The 18,340-nt window shown below is 68.5% G+C and carries 17 protein-coding genes and 1 pseudogene; 16 read left to right on the forward strand and 2 right to left on the reverse strand.

Annotated features, from left to right (window positions below; genetic code table 11):
- Nucleotides 1-88 precede the first annotated feature (88 nt).
- From MC375_RS10635 to MC375_RS10665, 7 genes are all read left to right on the forward strand, one after another.
- Nucleotides 89-1,444, forward strand: coding sequence for an aminodeoxychorismate synthase component I (locus MC375_RS10635; RefSeq protein ID WP_242103378.1), 1,356 nt, complete (start codon nucleotides 89-91; stop codon nucleotides 1,442-1,444).
- Nucleotides 1,441-2,274, forward strand: a complete 834-nt coding sequence (gene pabC / locus MC375_RS10640) for an aminodeoxychorismate lyase (protein ID WP_242103379.1) — start codon at nucleotides 1,441-1,443, stop codon at nucleotides 2,272-2,274. The genes MC375_RS10635 and pabC overlap by 4 nt, the downstream gene beginning before the upstream one ends.
- The gene (mltG, locus tag MC375_RS10645; protein WP_242103380.1) at nucleotides 2,271-3,383 is read left to right on the forward strand and encodes an endolytic transglycosylase MltG; all 1,113 of its coding nucleotides are present in this window, start codon (nucleotides 2,271-2,273) and stop codon (nucleotides 3,381-3,383) included. The genes pabC and mltG overlap by 4 nt, the downstream gene beginning before the upstream one ends.
- Nucleotides 3,380-4,042 carry a dTMP kinase gene (gene tmk, locus MC375_RS10650; RefSeq protein WP_242103381.1) on the forward strand — a complete coding sequence of 221 codons (663 nt, stop codon included), beginning with the start codon at nucleotides 3,380-3,382 and terminating at the stop codon, nucleotides 4,040-4,042. The genes mltG and tmk overlap by 4 nt, the downstream gene beginning before the upstream one ends.
- The gene (locus tag MC375_RS10655; protein ID WP_242103382.1) at nucleotides 4,039-5,043 is read left to right on the forward strand and encodes a DNA polymerase III subunit delta'; all 1,005 of its coding nucleotides are present in this window, start codon (nucleotides 4,039-4,041) and stop codon (nucleotides 5,041-5,043) included. The genes tmk and MC375_RS10655 overlap by 4 nt, the downstream gene beginning before the upstream one ends.
- Nucleotides 5,044-5,058: 15 nt before the next feature.
- Nucleotides 5,059-5,418: a PilZ domain-containing protein gene (locus tag MC375_RS10660; protein WP_242103383.1), complete on the forward strand. Its 360-nt coding sequence runs from the start codon at nucleotides 5,059-5,061 to the stop codon at nucleotides 5,416-5,418.
- Nucleotides 5,419-5,538: 120 nt separating this feature from the next.
- The gene (locus MC375_RS10665) at nucleotides 5,539-6,012 is read left to right on the forward strand and encodes a hypothetical protein (protein WP_242103384.1); all 474 of its coding nucleotides are present in this window, start codon (nucleotides 5,539-5,541) and stop codon (nucleotides 6,010-6,012) included.
- A 162-nt stretch (nucleotides 6,013-6,174) separates the two neighbouring features.
- Here the strand turns inward: MC375_RS10665 and MC375_RS10670 are convergent.
- Nucleotides 6,175-8,241, reverse strand: a pseudogene (locus MC375_RS10670) (3-hydroxyacyl-CoA dehydrogenase NAD-binding domain-containing protein); the annotation flags it as partial.
- Nucleotides 8,242-8,525: 284 nt separating this feature from the next.
- Here MC375_RS10670 and rpoE point away from each other — a divergent pair.
- The 9 genes from rpoE (at nucleotide 8,526) to recO (ending at nucleotide 17,538) form a co-directional block, all read left to right on the forward strand.
- Complete coding sequence (gene rpoE, locus MC375_RS10675) at nucleotides 8,526-9,197, forward strand: RNA polymerase sigma factor RpoE (RefSeq protein ID WP_277929440.1); 672 nt, start codon at nucleotides 8,526-8,528, stop codon at nucleotides 9,195-9,197.
- An 85-nt stretch (nucleotides 9,198-9,282) separates the two neighbouring features.
- Nucleotides 9,283-10,128, forward strand: a complete 846-nt coding sequence (locus MC375_RS10680; protein WP_242103385.1) for a sigma-E factor negative regulatory protein — start codon at nucleotides 9,283-9,285, stop codon at nucleotides 10,126-10,128.
- Nucleotides 10,129-10,242: 114 nt separating this feature from the next.
- Nucleotides 10,243-11,754, forward strand: a complete 1,512-nt coding sequence (locus tag MC375_RS10685) for a DegQ family serine endoprotease (RefSeq protein WP_242103386.1) — start codon at nucleotides 10,243-10,245, stop codon at nucleotides 11,752-11,754.
- Nucleotides 11,755-11,922: 168 nt separating this feature from the next.
- A complete protein-coding gene (lepA, locus tag MC375_RS10690) occupies nucleotides 11,923-13,716 on the forward strand; it encodes a translation elongation factor 4 (protein WP_242103432.1) in 1,794 nt (597 codons plus the stop codon).
- 125 nt (nucleotides 13,717-13,841) lie between these two features.
- The gene (lepB, locus tag MC375_RS10695) at nucleotides 13,842-14,633 is read left to right on the forward strand and encodes a signal peptidase I (RefSeq protein WP_242103387.1); all 792 of its coding nucleotides are present in this window, start codon (nucleotides 13,842-13,844) and stop codon (nucleotides 14,631-14,633) included.
- A gap of 57 nt (nucleotides 14,634-14,690) precedes the next feature.
- The gene (locus MC375_RS10700; RefSeq protein WP_242103388.1) at nucleotides 14,691-15,074 is read left to right on the forward strand and encodes a DUF4845 domain-containing protein; all 384 of its coding nucleotides are present in this window, start codon (nucleotides 14,691-14,693) and stop codon (nucleotides 15,072-15,074) included.
- Nucleotides 15,058-15,741, forward strand: a complete 684-nt coding sequence (gene rnc / locus MC375_RS10705; RefSeq protein WP_242103389.1) for a ribonuclease III — start codon at nucleotides 15,058-15,060, stop codon at nucleotides 15,739-15,741. The genes MC375_RS10700 and rnc overlap by 17 nt, the downstream gene beginning before the upstream one ends.
- Nucleotides 15,742-15,854: 113 nt before the next feature.
- Complete coding sequence (gene era, locus MC375_RS10710) at nucleotides 15,855-16,763, forward strand: GTPase Era (RefSeq protein ID WP_242103390.1); 909 nt, start codon at nucleotides 15,855-15,857, stop codon at nucleotides 16,761-16,763.
- 10 nt (nucleotides 16,764-16,773) lie between these two features.
- Nucleotides 16,774-17,538, forward strand: a complete 765-nt coding sequence (recO, locus tag MC375_RS10715; protein ID WP_242103391.1) for a DNA repair protein RecO — start codon at nucleotides 16,774-16,776, stop codon at nucleotides 17,536-17,538.
- An 84-nt stretch (nucleotides 17,539-17,622) separates the two neighbouring features.
- On the opposite strand, the gene MC375_RS10720 is transcribed toward recO, so the two are convergent.
- Nucleotides 17,623-18,324 (reverse strand): response regulator, encoded by a 702-nt coding sequence (locus MC375_RS10720; RefSeq protein ID WP_242103392.1) that lies wholly within the window; start codon nucleotides 18,322-18,324, stop codon nucleotides 17,623-17,625.
- Nucleotides 18,325-18,340: the final 16 nt, after the last annotated feature.

The raw sequence follows: 18,340 nt of genomic DNA on the forward strand, positions 1-18,340 counted from the left end.
TGGGGGTGGGGGCGCCCCCCCGGGGGCTTTGTTTCCCCGGGGGGGGCGTCCCCCGCCGCTCCTACCATGGCCTGGGCGGTCTGACCTCATGCTCGTCACCCGTCCCATATCTGCCGATCTCGATTTGCTCGACCTGCATCGGCTGGCGCCGTCGCGCTACCCGATGCTGCTCGAATCGGCCGCCCACGGCACCGCGCAAGGACGCTGGGACCTGCTCCTGGCGACTAGCGGGGAGGCGCTGTCGCTGCATGCCGATGGCAGCCTGCACGGTGGCGATGGCAGCGCAGGGCAGCCGAACTTCCTCGACGCCCTAGACGCCTGGTGGCACGCGCTACGCTTGCCGCGCGACGAGCCGCGCTGGCCGTTTCGCGGCGGCTGGGCGCTGTTTCTCGCCTACGAACTCGCGGCGCAAGTCGAACCCGTGCTGCGTTTGCCGCGCGCGCTCGGCATGCTGCCGGTAGCGCAGGCATTGCGTTGCCCCGCCGCGATCCTGCGCGACCATGCCACCGGCGACTGCATCGCGGTGGCCGAGGCTGCGCATGCCGGCCTGATCGAGCAGATCGTGGGTGACATCATCCGCTACGCCGACAACGAGCCGCTGCCGGCCTGGCAGCCGCCCACATCCCTGCGCGAGGATCCGCCGCAGCGCTTTACCCGGGGCGTGTCCCGGATCCTCGACTATCTCGCCGCCGGCGACATCTTCCAGGCCAATCTCTCGCGCGGCTGGCAGGCACAGTTCGATCGGACGCTGGATCCGGCTGCGCTGCACCAACGCCTGCGCTCGGCCAATCCCGCGCCGTTTTCCGGGCTGTTCGCGGGGGAAGGATGGGCGGTGGTCAGCGCTTCCCCGGAACGCCTGGTTTCGGTGCGCGCCGATGTGGTCGAAACACGTCCTATTGCCGGGACGCGGCCGCGCGTTGCCGGCGACGATGACCTTCTGCGCATCCGAGAACTGGTCGGCCACCCCAAGGAGCGGGCCGAGCATGTGATGCTGATCGACCTGGAGCGCAACGACCTGGGCCGGGTCTGCACGCCGGGCAGCGTCGAGGTGGACGAATTGATGAGCGTGGAAAGCTATGCCCACGTCCACCACATCGTGAGCAACGTGCGCGGCCGTCTGCGCCCGGAAGCCACGCCCGGCGAGATCGTGCGTGCGGTGTTCCCGGGCGGCACCATCACCGGATGCCCCAAGGTACGCTGCATGCAGATCATCGCCGAGCTCGAGGCAACGGGACGCGGCGCCTACACCGGCGCGATGGGCTGGCTGAATCGCGACGGCGATCTGGACCTGAACATCCTGATCCGTAGCGCCGAGATCGAAGGCGAAAGCCTCCGGTTCCGGACCGGCGCCGGCATCGTCGCCGACTCCGATCCCGAGCGCGAACTGGAGGAAACCCGCGCCAAGGCGCGCGGCATGCTCCGGGCGCTGGGGGTGGAGACGTGAGCGTCGGCCTGTATCGCGGCAATGCGCGCATCGAGGCGATCGATCCCGACAGTCGCGGCATTGCCTACGGAGACGGGCTGTTCGAGACGATGCGCGTGCACGCCGGCGGCGTGCCATGGTGGCAGCGGCACTGGGCGCGATTGACGGCCGGTGCGGCGCGCCTGCACATCCGGCTGCCGGATCCGGGTTTCGTCGCCGCCGAGGCAGGCCGGATGCTCGAAGGCCGGCGCGAAGGCGTATTGAAACTCGTCGTCACCCGGGGGGCAGAAGGCCGCGGCTACACGCCTGCATCCGACGTCGATGCCGACTGGCAACTTGGCTTGCACCCGCTCCCCGACGCCGAGGGTTCAGATGGCCTGGTATTGCGCTGGTGCCGCATCCGGCTCGCGCACCAGCCGCTGCTGGCCGGGCTCAAACATTGCAACCGGCTCGAACAGGTGCTTGCACGTGCGGAATGGCGGGAAGCGGACGCGTGCGAGCGCGTGGCGCACGAAGGCCTGCTGTGCGACCAGGCCGGCCACGTGGTCTGCGCCACCGCGGCCAATCTGTTCGTTCTGCAGCAAGGGCATTGGCGCACGCCGGTGCTCGACGCCTGCGGCGTCGCTGGCATCTGCCGGCAGTGGGCGATTGATGCGCTGGACGCGGAGCAGGCGAGGCTCGCGCCGGCCGATGTGGAAGCCGCCGACGCCGTTTTCCTGTGCAATGCAGTGCGCGGTATCCTGCCGGTCGCTCGCCTGGGCGATCGGAGCTGGCCTCCGCATCCGGCCGTTGCGCGGGCCATGCGCCTGCTCGCAGGTGCGCACCCCGCCTTCGCCACGGAGCAGTCGTGAGTTCCAGCCGCCAACGCCGCCCTGGCCTGACCCTGCTGAGAATCCTGTTCGTGCTGTCCGCCCTGGTTGCAGGCGCGGCAGGCTACTGGGTCGTCGCGCGCTACATGACGTTCGCCGATGCGCCGATCGCGGGCGTCGACAAGGGCGACAGCGTGCTGGTCGAACGCGGCGACTCGTTCGTGAGCGTGCTCGGCAAGCTTTACGAGGCGGGCGTTCCGGGTGGGCAGGAACTCGAGTGGCAGGTACTGTCGCGCCAGCTCGGCGTGGCCGGCAAGCTGCAGGTGGGCGAGTACGCGCTGGAGCCGGGGATCACGCCGCGCGAGTTGCTCACGCGCATGCGCCAGGGCAAGGTGGTGGGGCATCGCTTCACGATCGTCGAGGGCTGGAACATCCGCGAGTTGCGCGCGGCGCTGGCCCGGGCGACGCCGCTGGAACACGAAACCGCGCAGCTCGATGCGTCCGCACTGATGCAGGCCGTGGGCGCGCCGGGCCAGCATCCGGAAGGCCGCTTTCTGCCGGAGACCTATGTCTATACCCGTGGCGACAGCGACCTGGATATCCTCAAGCGCGCGCACGCCGCCATGGTCAAGGCCCTGGACGCCGCGTGGGCCGCACGCGCGCCCGACCTGCCGCTTCGCAACAAGGACGAGGCGCTCACCCTGGCTTCGATCGTGGAGAAGGAAACCGGGATCGCCTCCGAACGGGCGGAGATCGCCGGCGTATTCGTGCGCCGGCTCAAGACCGGCATGCTGCTGCAGACCGATCCCACTGTGATCTACGGAATGGGCCAGGATTACCGCGGCAACATCCGCCGCGCCGACCTGCTCGCCCATACCCCCTACAACACCTATACGCGCGCGGGCCTGCCGCCCACGCCCATCGCCATGCCCGGAGTCGACGCGCTGAAGGCCGCGACCCGGCCCGCGGGAGGCGATGCGCTGTACTTCGTCGCCGTGGGCGATGGCAGCGGCCGACATGTGTTCACGCGTTCGCTGACCGAGCACCAGACGGCAGTGCAGGCCTACCTGCGGCGTTATCGCCAGCGCGTGGCGACCCCGGCGCCCGCAACGACCCCGGCGCCCGCGCCAACGACGCCCCCTGCGCAATGAGCGACACGCTCAGGATCCATCCGCGTTTCGTCACCGTCGAAGGCGGCGAGGGTGCCGGCAAGACGACCGTGCTCAAGGCCCTGGTGGTTGCCCTGCAGGCGGCTGGCGACGAAGTCGTGCTCACCCGCGAACCCGGCGGCACGCCGCTGGCCGAGCAGATCCGGGAACTGCTGCTCTCGCCCGCGCACGAGGCCCCGGTGGCCGAGGCGGAACTGCTGCTGATGTTCGCGGCGCGCGCGCAGCATGTGGCCTACACGATCATTCCGGCGCTCGAACGCGGGGCCTGGGTGCTCAGCGACCGTTTTACCGATTCGAGTTACGCCTACCAGGGCGGCGGGCGCGGGCTGCCAGCGACGCTGATCGAAGCGCTCGAACAGCATGCGGTCGGCATCGCGCCTGGCTTGACGCTGCTGCTCGATCTTCCGGTCGCCCAGGGCCGCGAACGCACGCGCGGCCGTGAGCTGGCGCTGGGCGGCACCGGGCCGGACCGGATCGAAAGCGAGCAGGACGCGTTTTTCGAACGCGTGCGCGATGCCTACCGGAGGCGGGCGCAGGCCGATCCCGAACGGTTTCGCGTGATCGACGCGTCCGTGCCGGCCGCCGATGTCGCGGCCGAAGCGGTCGCGCTGCTGCGCCAGTGGCAGGAGACGACGCGATGAGCGTGTCCGGGTTCGCGCCCTGGCAGCGGCGCGCTTACGAGGCCGCCCGCGCACGCATGGATGGCGGTGGCCTGGCGCACGGATTGCTCTTCTGCGGGCCGGCCCACCTGGGCAAGCGCGCCGTCGCAGAAGCGCTCGCCCGGCGCATGCTCTGCACCAGCCGCGACGCGCACGGCAATGCCTGCGGCGCATGCCGCGGTTGCGAATTGTTCGCGGCCGGAACCCATCCGGATTATCGCTTCGTCAGTTTCATTCCCAACAAGGAAGGTACCCGGCTGCGTACCGAACTGGTGATCGAGCAGATCCGCGAAGTCTCGGAACGGCTGACGCTCACGCCGCAGTACGGCGGCGCGCAGATCGTGGTCATCGATCCTGCCGATGCGATCAACCACGCCGCCTGCAACGCCCTGCTCAAGACGCTGGAAGAGCCGCAGCCAGACCGTTACCTGTGGCTCGTGACCGCGCATCCGGCGCGTCTGCCCGCAACGATCCGCAGCCGCTGCCAAAGGCTCGAATTCCCGTTACCGCCGCACGACGAGGCGCTGACCTGGCTGCAGCAGCAGGGGCACGCCGCAAAAGCGACCGACGAGGCGTTGCAGGCCGCGCGCGGCCATCCGGGGCTGGCGCACGCCTGGCTGGCGGAAGGCCGGATCGCATTGCGGCGCGAAGTCGCCGGCGACCTGTCGCATCTCACCTCGGGCAAGGCCGCCGCGGTGCAGACAGCGCAGCGCTGGACCGCGGATGGCGATGCGGACCTGCGCCTGCGCTTCGCCGCCGAGATCGCGCTGGAGCAGGCTGTGTTGGAGCAGGTCGCGCCTGCGCAGGGTGCCGGCTTGACCGATCCCCGGCGAACCCGCAGGCTGGCGGCGTGGTTCGACACCGCCAACCGCACCCGCGACCTGCTGCGCACCACGGTGCGCGCGGACCTGGCGGTGACCGAACTGTTGCTGGCCTGGCGCGATGCCACGGCCGGACAGGTCGAGCGCATGGGGGCACGTTGATATGGGAAGGCTGACATGACCGCCGGAGCGGGTGGAGCACGCCAGGGCATCCTGTCGCTGGCGGTGAAGGACAAGGCTTCGCTGTACAACGCGTACATGTCGTACGTGAAGCATGGCGGCATTTTTGTCCCCACCACCAAGCGCTACTTCCTGGGGGACGAGGTGTTCCTGCTGCTGACCCTGCCCGAATCCAGCGAACGCCTGCCGGTGCCCGGCAAGGTGATCTGGGTGACGCCGCCCGGCGCGCAGGGCAACCGCACCGCCGGGATCGGCGTGCAGTTCGCCGATACCGCCGAGGGCGAGAACGTCAAGGGCAAGATCGAGACCCTGCTCGCCGGCACGCTCAGCGCCGAGAAACCCACCCATACGATGTAGCGCGCGATGCGCGGCCGGCTTGTCGCTGCGGCCCTGCTCGCACTGGCCCTCGCCGGCTGTCGGGATGCGCGCGATCTGCGGGTGGAGGTGCGGCCTGCGCCCGGCCACCAGGCGTGGTGGATGCGGACGGACATCGTGCCTGTCGGCACCCGCGTACGCGGTATTGCGGCACAACAGCTCGATCCGGCGTGGTGCAGGGCGAGCGCGCTGTCCGAAGAGGCGTTTCCCGATTCCGTGCGATACGGAACGCAGGGGCTGGACGCCTACTTCGCGCGAGGGCGGCGCGGGTTCTCGGCTGAAGGAAGCTTCGACGGCCGGTCGCTGGAAATCATGCTCGGAATCTTCGAGAGCTGTCGAGGCGAGACCGGGAACTTCCTGCTGGTGCTCGCGGCGGATCGTCCGGTTTCGGCACCGGGCGCAGTCGTGCAAGTCGAGCAGATTTCCTCCCAGCCAGTGCTGATGCACATGGCCACGGATCCTGCGCGTGGCGAGATATTCGTCTCGAGCTGCTTCCAGTGCGATGAGGTCGGCAGGTGGCAGTGGCAGAGTGCCTCAGGCCGCTTCATACGCCAGCCAGAACCCGATCCCGGCTGATGTGCCGGCTTGCGTCCCCTGTGCGGCGGACGCCTACACCTGATTCTGATCGCGGTTGCCATCGCCCGGCTGGACGTCGCGCTGGTCCGATGGACGCGCCCAGCGATCTTCCCCGGGCTGTGCAGCCGTGGCCGGCGTCGCCGCTTCCTGGGTCTCCGCGGGCACCGCGCCGTCGGCGCGCAGCCGGGGCGAATCCCAGCCCGGCCGCGGCGCGAACCGCTCGCCGTAGCGGGCCTGCAGCGCCTCGAGTTTCGCAAGCAGCACGTTGGCGCCGGTTTCGCGGATGTACTGGATCGGCCCGCCGCGGAACGGGGCGAAGCCGGTGCCGAAGATCACCCCGGCATCGAGCAGGTCGGCATCGGCGACCACGCCGTCGTGCAGGCAGGCGACGGCTTCGTTGAGCAGGGGCAGGATCAGGCGATCCTCAAGGTCGCCAGGCGCCTTGTAGTCCTTGGCCACTTCGGGCTTCCGGGCCTTGCCGTTTTCCCAGGCGTACAGGCCCTGGCCATCCTTCTTGCCGCGCTTGCCGGCCTCCGGCGGTGCCTGCAGCGCGGCTGGAATCGGCAAGCCCAGGAACGGCGCGAGTTCGGCACCGACACCGGCGGCGACATCCAGCCCGACCGTGTCGACCAGTTCGATCGGGCCCATCGGCATGCCGAACTTCACCGCGGTCTTGTCGATGACCGGGCCGGGGATGCCCTCGGCGTATGCGGTCATCGCCTCGAGCATGTAGGGGAACAGCACGCGGTTGACCAGAAAGCCCGGCGTGCCGGCGACCGGCACCGGCAGCTTGTCGAGCTTCTTGCAGAACGCGGCTAGCCGCGCTTCCACGTCGCCGCCCATCGCGTCGTGGCGGATGATCTCGACCAGCGGCATCAGCGCCACCGGATTGAAGTAATGCAGCCCGGCGAACCGTGCGGGACGCTGCAGGTGGTCGCGCAGCTCGACCAGCGGGATCGACGAGGTGTTGGTGGTCAGCAACGCGTCGGGCTTGAGTTTGGGCTCGAGCGTGGCGTAGAGCTCGCGCTTGGCCTGCGCCTGTTCGATGATCGCCTCGATGACCAGGTCTGCGCCCGCAACGCCGCTGCCCTCGAGGTCGGATTTCAGGCGCGAAGCGACCTGTGGCCGCTTGCTTTCGTCCTTTACCTTCTTTGCGAACAATTCCTGCGCGCGCGCCAGGGCGCCGTCGATGAAACGCTGCTCGCGATCCTGCAATGTGACCTCGAAGCCCTTGTAGGCCGCCCATGCGGCGATGTCGCCGCCCATGACACCGGCGCCGACCACATGCACCGACCGGATTCCCGGGTCCTTGCCTCCGAGCCCCTTCAGCCGCTCCTGCAGGAAGAACACCCGGATCAGATTGCGCGCGGTCGGCGTGCCGGCCAGCTTCACCACCGCCTTGCGTTCGGCCGCGAGCCGCGACTGGATGCCGCCGCCGCTGCGCCGCCAGGTCTCGATCAGCGCATATGGGGCGGGGTAGTGATCCTTGCGCGCCTTGCGCGCGACCTGCTTCACCAGCATCGGCGCCAACAGCTGGCGCGCCGGCCAGGTGTTGGTGATCCAGCCCAGGAAGCGCTGCCGGAAAGGACGCGCCGTTCCCTTCAAGGCGAGTTCGACCGCCGCATCCACCAGTACGGCGGGCGCCACCACCTTGTCGACCAGGCCCATCGCCTTCGCGCCCGATGCCGACAGGGTCCGCCCGGTCAGCATCACATCCATCGCCGCCGGCGCGCCCACGAGCCGGGGCAGGCGCACGCTGCCACCCCAACCGGGATAGATGCCCAACTTCACTTCCGGCAGGCCGATGCGGGTCGACGGATCGCTCGACGCCACGCGGTAGCGGCAGGCGAGTGCGATCTCGGTCCCGCCGCCCATGCAGAAGCCGTGGATCGCCGTGACCGTGGGGCAGGGCAGTTCGGCGATCTTCTGGAACACTTGCTGGCCGCGAAAGATCGCGTCGTTGACCGTGCCCTTGGCGTCGAAAGCCTGGAATTCCTTGATATCGGCGCCGGCGACGAAGCCGCTGGCCTTGGCCGAGCGGATCACCAGCCCCTTGGGCGGATCCACCGCGAGCCGCTCGACAATGCCGTCGAGTTCGATCAGCACGTCCTGGGCGAAGGTATTGACCGAGGCGTCGGCACGGTCGAAGGACAGCACGATCACGCCATCGGGGCGCTCCTGGGCCTGCCAGTGGGCGAAACGCAGTCCGGCAAGGCGGGCGGTGGTCATGGAGGGGTCATCCGCGGGGGAGATGGGACCTTATGATCCGGAGGTTGTTCCGAATGCGTCAAATCGGGGCGCGAGCAGGCGACGCGAACCAGCGCGAACCAGCGGCGAAGCAGCGCGATCGCGTCACGATCGCAGCCATGAGCGCGCGGGCATGGCTTGTGGCAGTCGTCCCGCGGCCCCAGCTCCTCCACACTGGCGGCCGTTCGGGAATTGCTCCAGAACATCATCGCGGGTCGTTATCACGCACGGTCGCAAGGCCGCGCATCCAAGGAGTCCCCGGCCCGATGGCCGAAACCCCCTCAATACCGGAATCGAATCAGGCCGAACCGCCGCAGGGGGGTTCGCAACAGCAGGATTCGCAGCAACTCGACCAGGAACTGGTGGGACGCGTGCAGCGTGGCGACATGGCGGCGTTCGACCTGTTGGTGCGCAAGTACCAGCACCGGATCGCCGCGCTGATCGGGCGTTACGTCTCAGACTGGAGCGAATGCCAGGACATCGCCCAGGAAACCTTCATGCGCGCGTATCGCGCCCTCGGCAATTTCCGTGGCGACGCGCAGTTCTACACCTGGCTGCACCGGATCGCGGTGAACACCGCCAAGAACCACCTGGTCGCGAGCAACCGGCGCCCCCCGACCGACGACATCGAGGTCTCGGATGCCGAGCAGTTCGATTCAGGCATCCGCCTGCGCGACAACGACACGCCAGAGCGCGAGCTGATGCGCGAACAGATGGAGCGCACGGTGATGCGGGCGGTGGAGGCATTGCCGGAGGAGCTGCGGATGGCGATCACCCTGCGCGAGGTCGACGGGCTGAGCTACGAGGAGATCGCCGGCCGGATGGACTGCCCCATCGGTACGGTTCGCTCCCGGATCTTCCGCGCCCGGGAGGCGATCGACGCCCAGCTGCGCCCGCTGATGGATGGGGAACCTTCGCGCCAGCGCGTGGTCGGATAGGCGCCATCCGGAAACCTGGCCAGAAGCCTGGTCTTCCTGCCCACCCCGATTGCGTGACCTCGATATGCAGGAACTCGATGCCCTGATGCGGGACAAACTTGAAACCCACTGCCGTCAGCAGCTCTCGGCGATGCTCGATGGCGCGTTGGCGCCGGACGAGGCCCGTTTCCTGCTCCGGCGCCTGCAGCACGACCACGAGCTGGCCGGCTGCTGGGAGCGCTGGCAGCTGTGCGGCGATCTGATGCGTGGCAGCATGCCGGCGCTGTTGCCGCGCGATTTTTCCCAGCGGGTGCTCGGGGCCGTCGCCGAGGAAGGTCGGGCACATGCGGCAGTCACCCGTGCAGCCGGCCGAACCGGTCTTCGCTGGGGCTGGGCCGGTGGTGCAGCCCTGGCGGCTTCGGTCGCTGTGGCGGCCTTGTTCATCGCGCAGCGCAATCCAGCGACGGTCGAGCCGACCGTCACCGGAGCGGTCGCGCCGCTTGCCGCGGCCGCGCCGACGCCGGACATACCAGTCAGTCCGCAGCAGCCTGCGCCGAAGCCGACTCCTGCCACATCGGCGCGGGACACCGCCGCCAGCGTCGCAGCCGCCGCGCTCATGGCATCGGATCGGCCGCGCCGCGCCACGCGCCGCGCGCGTGAACCGCTGCGTCGTACCGTTGCACAGCAGGTCGAGAGCCAGCAGCCCGCCGTCGTTGAAATCGCCGTGGCCGAGCCAGGCGGGGGCCAGCCGGACACGCGTGTCCCGGAAACGGTCGCCTCCCACGATCCCTTCGCAGCCTCCGCGCTTGCGCCGTCCAGACCGTGGCCGCGAGCCGTCCTACCGGGCCTTGCGTCGGGAGCGCTGACGGTGGATTACGAGACCGCCGGGACTTCGTCCGGCTACGACTATTTCGAACCGCAGCTGCCTGTCGACGAGGCGCCCGTCGACTAGCCGGATCGTGCCGGGCGCGGCGCTCCCGCTTCGCCCGACCGACGTTCGCCGCATTTCGCGTCATCCAGCCTTCGTTCGCGCCCTTCGAGTTCACGCCCTTCGAGTTCATGCCCGATGAAATCTTCCGTGCGCATTCTGGTCCTGATCGCGGCTACGGCCGCCGCCACTACGGCGGTCGTCGCCCCCTACGTGTCCACCGCCCAGTCACCCGCCCCCGCGCCGGCGCCGCAGCTGGTCGCGGGTTTGCCCGACTTCACCCGCCTGGTCGAGGAAGTGGGACCGGCGGTGGTCAATGTCGAAGCCCAGATCGGAGGCGGGCGCCGCAGCGCGCAGCAGATGCCCGATGAGGAAGAAATACCCGAAATCTTCCGACGCTTCTTCGGCCCCGGCTTCCCGGGTATGCCTGCGCCGGATGGTCCGCAGGGCGGTCCGCGCGGGGTGTCGATGGGCACCGGCTTCATCATTTCCAACGACGGCTATGTGCTGACCAACCACCACGTGGTGGAGGGTGCCGATGAAGTGAAGATCAAGCTGTCCGACCGCCGCGAGCTGACCGCAAAAGTCGTCGGCAGCGACCAGCAGTCGGACGTGGCGCTGCTCAAGGTGGCGGCGACCGGCTTGCCCGCGCTGCGCATCGGCGATTCCAAGACCCTCAAGCCGGGCCAGTGGGTGGTAGCGATCGGTTCGCCGTTCGGGCTCGATCATTCGGTCACCGCCGGCATCGTCAGCGCGGTGGGGCGCTCGAATCCCTACGCGAACCAGCAGTACGTGCCGTTCATCCAGACCGACGTGGCGATCAACCGCGGCAACTCCGGCGGCCCGCTGCTCGATACGCGCGGCCAGGTGGTCGGCATCAATTCGCAGATCTTCAGCAATTCCGGCGGCTACATGGGCGTGAGCTTCGCCATTCCCATCGATACCGCGATGGGGGCGGTGAACCAGCTCAAGAAGAACGGGCGGGTCCAGCGCGGCATGATTGGCGTCCAACTGCAGCCGATCACCGCCGACATCGCGCGTGCATCGAACCTGCCCGATACCCGCGGCGCCCTGGTCAGTGGCGTGCAGCCCAACGGGCCCGGAGAGCGCGCCGGCATCGAACGCGGCGACGTGATCCGTTCGGTCAATGGCACGCCCATCTACGATTCCACGCAGCTGCCTCCCATCGTCGGGGCCATGGCGCCGGGTACCCGGATCACCCTGGGCGTGCTGCGCGATGGGCGCGAGCGCGACGTGTCGGTCACCCTCGCGCCGCTGGACGAGGGCGTGGCGAGTGGCGCAGAGCCGTTCGGCGAGGACCCGCAAGGACAGGACGCCCCGCGCGCCGCCTCCAATCCGCTGGGCATCATCGGCCAGGACCTCGATGCCGATGATCGCCGCCAGCTCGGACTGGGCCAGGACGAAGGCGTCGGCGTGGCGCGGGTGCAGGGCCTGGCCGCGCGCGAAGCCGGCATTCGTCCTGGCGACGTGATCCTGGCGGTGGGGCGCGCCAACGTGGCCAGTGTCGCCGCACTCGAACGTGAGCTCGGCAAGATCAGGGCTGGGCAGGCGGTGATGCTGCTGGTGCGCCGCGGCGGCGGGACCCAGTACATCGCGGTGACGCCGCGTACCGACGGCGAGGAGGAGTAGGCGCCTCGCCCTGAGCGGCCCGGGTGGCGATCGTTCGCCGCTCGGATCGCGATCATGGCCGCTCCGGTCCCCGCGGGGTGGGACATGCGATAATTCTGCGTTGCAACACAGGGCCGTCCACGGCCATTGCGCCGTCCATTGCCCATGTCCAACGCCACGCCCGCGTCCATGCGGAACATCCGCAACTTCTCGATCATCGCCCACGTCGACCACGGCAAGTCGACCCTGGCCGATCGGATCATCCAACTGTGCGGCGGACTGGAAGCGCGTGAGATGGAAGCGCAGGTCCTCGACTCGAACCCGATCGAGCGCGAGCGCGGCATCACCATCAAGGCCCAATCCGTGTCGCTGCCGTACAAGGCGAAGGACGGGCAGATCTACCAGCTCAATTTCATCGACACGCCCGGCCACGTCGATTTCAGCTACGAGGTGAGCCGTTCGCTAGCTGCGTGCGAAGGCGCGCTGCTGGTGGTGGATGCCGCACAAGGGGTCGAAGCGCAGTCCGTCGCCAATTGCTACACCGCGGTGGAGCAGGGCCTGGAAGTGGTGCCGGTGCTCAACAAGATCGACCTGCCCACCGCCGACATCGAACGGGTGAAGGCCGAGATCGAGGCGGTGATCGGCATCCATGCCGACGATGCGGTCGCGATCAGCGCCAAGACCGGCCTCAACGTCGGTGACGTGCTCGAGGCCATCGTCAGCCGGATTCCTCCGCCGCAGCCGCGCGACACCGACAAGCTGCAGGCGCTGATCATCGATTCCTGGTTCGACAATTACCTGGGCGTGGTCTCGCTGGTACGGGTGATGCAGGGTGAGATCAAACCCGGCGCCAAGATGCTGGTGATGTCCACCGGACGCAGCCACCAGGTGGAGTCGGTCGGCGTATTCACGCCCAAGCGCAAGGCGCTGCCCAAGCTCGGCGCGGGCGAAGTGGGCTGGATCACGGCCTCGATCAAGGACGTGCACGGCGCGCCGGTCGGCGACACGCTCACCCTGGCCGGCGATCCGGCGCCGCACCCATTGCCCGGTTTCCAGGAAATGCAGCCGCGCGTGTTCGCCGGACTGTTCCCGGTCGACGCCGAGGACTATCCGGACCTGCGCGAGGCCCTGGAGAAGCTGAAGTTGAACGACGCCGCCCTGCGCTTCGAGCCGGAGAACTCCGAAGCGATGGGGTTCGGCTTCCGCTGTGGCTTCCTGGGCATGCTGCATCTGGAGATCGTGCAGGAGCGCCTGGAGCGCGAATACGATCTCAACCTGATCACCACCGCGCCCACCGTGGTGTACGAGGTGCTCAGGACCGATGGCAGCGTGATGCCGCTGGATAATCCGGCCAAGCTGCCGGCGGCGAACCTGATCGAGGAAGTGCGCGAGCCGATCATCCGCGCCAACATCCTGACCCCGCCGGACTACGTCGGCAACGTCATCACCCTATGCGAGGAAAAGCGCGGAAGCCAGATCGGCATCACCTACCTGGGCAGCCAGGTGCAGATCAGCTACGAGCTGCCGATGGCCGAGGTGGTGCTGGACTTCTTCGACCGGCTCAAATCCGTCAGCCGCGGCTACGCCTCGCTCGACTACCACTTCCTGCGTTTCGACCCCGGTCCGTTCGTGCGCGTGGACACGCTGATCAACGGCGACCGGGTGGACGCGCTCTCGCTCATCACCCACCGCCAGCACGCCGATCGCCGCGGACGCGATCTGGTCGAGAAGATGCGCGAGCTGATCCCGCGGCAGATGTTCGACGTCGCGATCCAGGCGGCGATCGGGTCGCAGATCATCGCCCGCAGCACGGTCAAGGCGCTGCGCAAGAACGTGCTGGCCAAATGCTACGGCGGCGACGCCACTCGCAAGAAGAAGCTGCTGGAGAAGCAGAAGGAAGGCAAGAAGCGGATGAAGCAGGTCGGGCGGGTGGAGATCCCGCAGGAGGCCTTCCTCGCCGTGCTGCAGGTGGACAACAAGTGAGGCGGGGGTGGGGACTGGAGGCTGGAGACTGGCGGCAAACGCTAGGATCCCGTGTGCCCGTCTCGGTGCCCGTGTTCTCCCAGCCCCGAGTCCCCAGTCCCTAGTCTCCGTTCAAAGGAACCCGAATGCGCTTGTTCGAAGTCGGCTTGGTACTACTGACACTGTTGAGCGGTCTGATATGGCTACTGGACAAGCTGTTCTTCGCCCGGCGTCGGCTGGCGCGCGAGGGGCTGGTCGAGGCCGGGGAGCCGGTGGTTGTCGACTACGCCAAGGCGTTCTTTCCGGTGCTGGCGATCGTACTGATCCTGCGCAGCTTCGTGGCCGAGCCGTTCCGGATTCCGTCCAGTTCGATGATGCCGAGCCTGCTGATCGGCGACTTCATCCTGGTCAACAAGTTCGCCTACGGGCTGCGCCTGCCGATCACCAACCAGAAGTTCGTCCCCATCGGCGAACCCAGGCGAGGCGACGTGGTGGTGTTCCGGCCCCCGCATCACCCCGACCAGGACTGGATCAAGCGTGTCATCGGCCTGCCGGGCGACACCATCGGCTACCGCGACCACGTGGTCTACGTCAACGGGGAGCCGCTGCACTACCGTCCGATCGGCCAGTACATCGGCAAGGGCAAGGGGCAGGACATGACCGGCGCCACCCTTTCCGCCGAGGCGCTGCCAGGCCGTACCCATCCGGTCCTGGCGCGTGAGGACCTGCCGTTCATGATGCAGGGCGAAGGCGAGTGGCAGGTGCCGCAGGGCAGCTATTTTGTGATGGGCGACAACCGCGACAACAGCGAGGACAGCCGGTTCTGGGGCACCCTGCCGGAGCGCAACCTGCGCGGCAAAGCCTTCCTGATCTGGATGAACTGGGACTCCAGCGCCGGCGGGGTAGACTTCTCGCGCATGGGCAGCCAGATTCCGTAGGCCGTACAGTACGCCGGCGGCGTCGGGGGACGCGGCACTCACTTCAAGGGGACAGCGATGAAGCGCAACCAAACCGGGCTCACCCTGATCGGCTTCGTGATCGTGCTGGCGGTCGCCGGCGTGTTCGTCTACGTGGGAATGAAGCTGGTGCCGATGTACACCGAGTACTACGCGGTCAAGCAGGCGCTCAAGGGCCTGGCCGAGGAGCCGAACATTGCGCAGCAGGATCCGTCGAGGATCAAGGACCTGTTCTTCCGGCGGCTGTACATGAGCTATTCCGAGAACGTCAAGCCTGCCGACGTGCAGCTGCAGCGCCATGAGGAGGGTGGCTGGAAGATGAGCGTCAACTACGAGCTGCGCAAGCCGATGATGGGCAACCTGGATGTCATCGCGAAGTTCAGCGCCACCGAGGACCTGGTGAGGCGTGACGCGGCAAATTGACCGCGACGCCGGCCGCTTCGGCGGCCATCGTTTCACCGATGCCGGGTTGCTGGAACAGGCGCTCACCCACCGCAGCGCGGCGGCGCGCCACAACGAACGGCTGGAATTCCTCGGCGACGCCCTGCTGAACCTGTTCGTCGCCGAAGCGCTGTACGCGCACTGGCCACAGGTGGACGAAGGCGCGCTGACCCGCGCCCGCGCCGAACTGGTGCGCGAATCCACCCTCGCCGCCATCGCCCGCGACATGGCCCTGGGCGAGCGCATCGTGCTCGGGCCGGGCGAGCTCAAGAGCGGCGGTCACCGTCGCGATTCGATCCTCTCCGACACCCTCGAAGCGCTGATCGCGGCGATCTACCTCGACAGCGACTTCACGACGTGCCGCGCGGCCGTGTTGCCCTGGTTCCAGGACGCCATCGCAGCGCTACCGCCGCCGCACCGGGTGGGCAAGGACGCCAAGACCCGATTGCAGGAATGGCTGCAGGGGCGGCAACGCCCGCTGCCGCAGTACGCGCTGGTGGCCGAAAGCGGCAACGACCATGCCAAGCGCTTCGTGGTGCGCTGCTCGCTGGTGGACGCGGCGCTGCAGGCCGAAGGCGAGGCGGGTTCGCGCCGCGCCGCCGAGCAGATCGCGGCCGAGGGCGTGCTGGCGCAGCTGGAAACCCCGTAGGGCGGGTCTTGACCCGCCTCCCCCGGGGCAACGGCGTGCGTGCGGCCTGCGATGGCGGCTTCGGAATTGCAAGCTTCGTGATGGCGGGCCAGGGCCCGCCCTACAATCCACGCATGAATCCTTCCAGCCATCGCGCCGGCCACGTCGCCGTCATCGGCCGCCCCAACGTCGGCAAGTCGACCCTGGTCAATGCGCTGGTCGGCGCCAAGGTCAGCATCACCTCGAACCGGCCGCAGACCACCCGCCACCGCCTGCTCGGCATCGCCACGTTTCCGCAGGGCCAGCTGATGCTGGTCGACACGCCCGGCCTCCACCGGGAGCAGGGGCGCTACAAGGCCTCTGCGATGAACCGCTGGATGAACCGTGCCGCACGCGGCGCGCTGGAAGGCGTGGACGCGGCGGCGCTGGTGATCGAGGCCGGGCGCTGGGACGACGAGGACGGTCTCGCTTACGAGGCACTGCGCGAGGCTGGGGTTCCGGTCGTGCTGGTGGTCAACCAGGTCGACCGGATCAAGGACAAGAGCGCCCTGCTGCCGTTCCTGGCCAAGGTAAGCGAAGGGCGTGCGTTTGCGGCGGTGCATCCGGTCTCGGCGCTCAAGCGCAAGGGACTCGAGGCGCTGGTCGATTCGTTGCTCGGCCTGGTTCCGGAACAGCCGCCGGCGTACGGAGAAGACGAGATCACCGACAAGAGCCAGCGTTTCCTGGCCGGCGAGATGGTGCGCGAACAGCTGATGCGCCAGCTCGGCGCGGAACTGCCTTACGCGACCACGGTGGAGATCGAGCAGTTCGTCGAAGAGGGTGCGTTGCTCCGGATCGGCGCGGTGATCTGGGTCGAGCGCGAGGGACAAAAGGCGATCGTCATCGGCAAGGCCGGCGAACGCCTGCGCGAGATCGGCAGCAAGGCGCGCGCGGCGATGGAACGCCTGTTCGGCTGCAAGGTGTTCCTGCAGACCTGGGTGCGGGTGCGCGAGGGCTGGTCCGACGACGAAACCGCGTTGCGCAGCCTGGGTTACCACGACTGACGATGCCGGCATGCGCTACGTCGCCGAGCCCGCGTTCGTGCTGCACGCACGCGCCTATCGCGAGACCAGCCTGCTGGTCGAGGTCCTGAGCGCACAGCACGGACGCATCGGGCTGCTCGCGCGCGGCGTGCGCGGCGCCAGGCGACATGTGCTGCGCGCGGCGCTGCAGCCGTTCCAGCACATCAGGTTCGATGCGGTGCAACGGGGCGAGCTGGCACAGCTGCATGCGGCTGAGGCGCTGGACGCCGCGCCGCTGCTTTCCGGTGACGCAGGCCTGGCGGCGTTCTACGTCAATGAACTGGTGCTCCGTCTGGCGCCGCGGCTGGATCCGCATTCGGACCTGTACGCGGCCTACGCCCGGGCGCGCGAGCGCTTGCGTCTAGTCCAGGCCGACCGGCAGGCGCTGTCATGGACGCTGCGCCGTTTCGAACGCGATCTGCTCGAGGCGCTGGGTTTCGGCATGCCGCTGGCGCTGGATGGCGATGGGGTGCCGATCGATGCCGCGGCGCGTTACCGGCTCGATCCCGAACACGGCCCGCGCCGGATGCTCAGCGACCGCGGACGCAGCGAGCGCGAAGACGCCGCGACCGGGCGCGCATTGCTGGCGCTGGGCGAGGACCGGCTGCCCGATGAAGACGACCTCGCTGGCTTGCGTCGCGCGCTGCGACCGGTGCTGGCCCATCACCTCGGCGGCCGCGGGCTGAAGTCCTGGGAACTGATGGGCGAACTGGGACGTCTTGCCAGGAGCGCGAGCGAAGGCATGCTGGATCGCTGACGCATCTGCCACGGGAAGGCGATCGGGGCGACTTTGGCCGGTATTGCTGCTGCGCGAAGGCTCCCGGTACCCGCACCGCAATGCTCATCGCGCTTGCGCGATCGTGTCCTGTGCAATGTCGACAAAGGCCTGCAGTGCCGCTGGCGAATCGCCTTCTTCCTGCAGCCTGGCGGCCGCGTCCTGCAGCCGGCTCGCACCGACAAAGCCGCAGCTGGCACGCAATCGGTGTAGTTGTTCACGTCGCGCAGCGCCACCGCCTTCGCGCACCGCGTGCACCTGCATCGGGAGTTCGCCCAGGAACAGCGCACGCAGCGCGGCGACGTTGTCCATGTTGCCGCCCAGTGCCTGCGCCGCTGCGGCATCGTCCCAGACCGGCCGCTTGTCCGTGGCCACCTCGCGGCTCTCGGTTTCCCTGTCGCTGACCGCGAGCCCGAGCGCGCGCCGGATCGCGCCGAGCCAGGCGGGGGCGTCGACAGGCTTCACCAGCACTTCGGAAAAGCCTGCTGCGATCAGCGGATCGAGTTCGCTACGCTCGTGCGCTGCGGTATGCGCCAGCGCGGGCGTCGCTGGCCAGTCGCGGCGTAGCGTGTGCAGCAGCTCGGTGCCGGTGCTGTCGGGGAGGTTCGCATCGATCAGCCACAGGTCGTAACGCCGCCGGGCCGAGAGCCGCAGCGCCTCGGCCGCGCTGCCCGCGCCATCCACCCGCGCCGGCAGGGTTCGGGTCAGGGCCAGCAGGTAGGCGCAGGAGGTGGGATCGTCTTCCACCAGCAGGATATCCGGATTCATCGCTCCCTCGCTTGCG

Source organism: Lysobacter sp. M2-1 (assembly GCF_022662495.1).
In the GTDB taxonomy this organism is placed as follows: Bacteria; Pseudomonadota; Gammaproteobacteria; order Xanthomonadales; family Xanthomonadaceae; genus JAKPBU01.

What these genes read in the sequence shown, in the direction of transcription:
- MC375_RS10635 (WP_242103378.1), top strand. Translation starts at nt 89, where the DNA reads ATGCTCGTCACCCGTCCCATATCTGCCGATCTCGATTTGCTCGACCTG.
- tmk (WP_242103381.1), top strand. Translation starts at nt 3,380, where the DNA reads ATGAGCGACACGCTCAGGATCCATCCGCGTTTCGTCACCGTCGAAGGC.
- MC375_RS10655 (WP_242103382.1), top strand. Translation starts at nt 4,039, where the DNA reads ATGAGCGTGTCCGGGTTCGCGCCCTGGCAGCGGCGCGCTTACGAGGCC.
- MC375_RS10660 (WP_242103383.1), top strand. Translation starts at nt 5,059, where the DNA reads ATGACCGCCGGAGCGGGTGGAGCACGCCAGGGCATCCTGTCGCTGGCG.
- MC375_RS10665 (WP_242103384.1), top strand. Translation starts at nt 5,539, where the DNA reads ATGCGGACGGACATCGTGCCTGTCGGCACCCGCGTACGCGGTATTGCG.
- rpoE (WP_277929440.1), top strand. Translation starts at nt 8,526, where the DNA reads ATGGCCGAAACCCCCTCAATACCGGAATCGAATCAGGCCGAACCGCCG.
- MC375_RS10680 (WP_242103385.1), top strand. Translation starts at nt 9,283, where the DNA reads ATGCGGGACAAACTTGAAACCCACTGCCGTCAGCAGCTCTCGGCGATG.
- MC375_RS10685 (WP_242103386.1), top strand. Translation starts at nt 10,243, where the DNA reads ATGAAATCTTCCGTGCGCATTCTGGTCCTGATCGCGGCTACGGCCGCC.
- lepA (WP_242103432.1), top strand. Translation starts at nt 11,923, where the DNA reads ATGCGGAACATCCGCAACTTCTCGATCATCGCCCACGTCGACCACGGC.
- lepB (WP_242103387.1), top strand. Translation starts at nt 13,842, where the DNA reads ATGCGCTTGTTCGAAGTCGGCTTGGTACTACTGACACTGTTGAGCGGT.
- MC375_RS10700 (WP_242103388.1), top strand. Translation starts at nt 14,691, where the DNA reads ATGAAGCGCAACCAAACCGGGCTCACCCTGATCGGCTTCGTGATCGTG.
- era (WP_242103390.1), top strand. Translation starts at nt 15,855, where the DNA reads ATGAATCCTTCCAGCCATCGCGCCGGCCACGTCGCCGTCATCGGCCGC.
- recO (WP_242103391.1), top strand. Translation starts at nt 16,774, where the DNA reads ATGCGCTACGTCGCCGAGCCCGCGTTCGTGCTGCACGCACGCGCCTAT.
- MC375_RS10720 (WP_242103392.1), bottom strand. Translation starts at nt 18,324, where the DNA reads ATGAATCCGGATATCCTGCTGGTGGAAGACGATCCCACCTCCTGCGCC.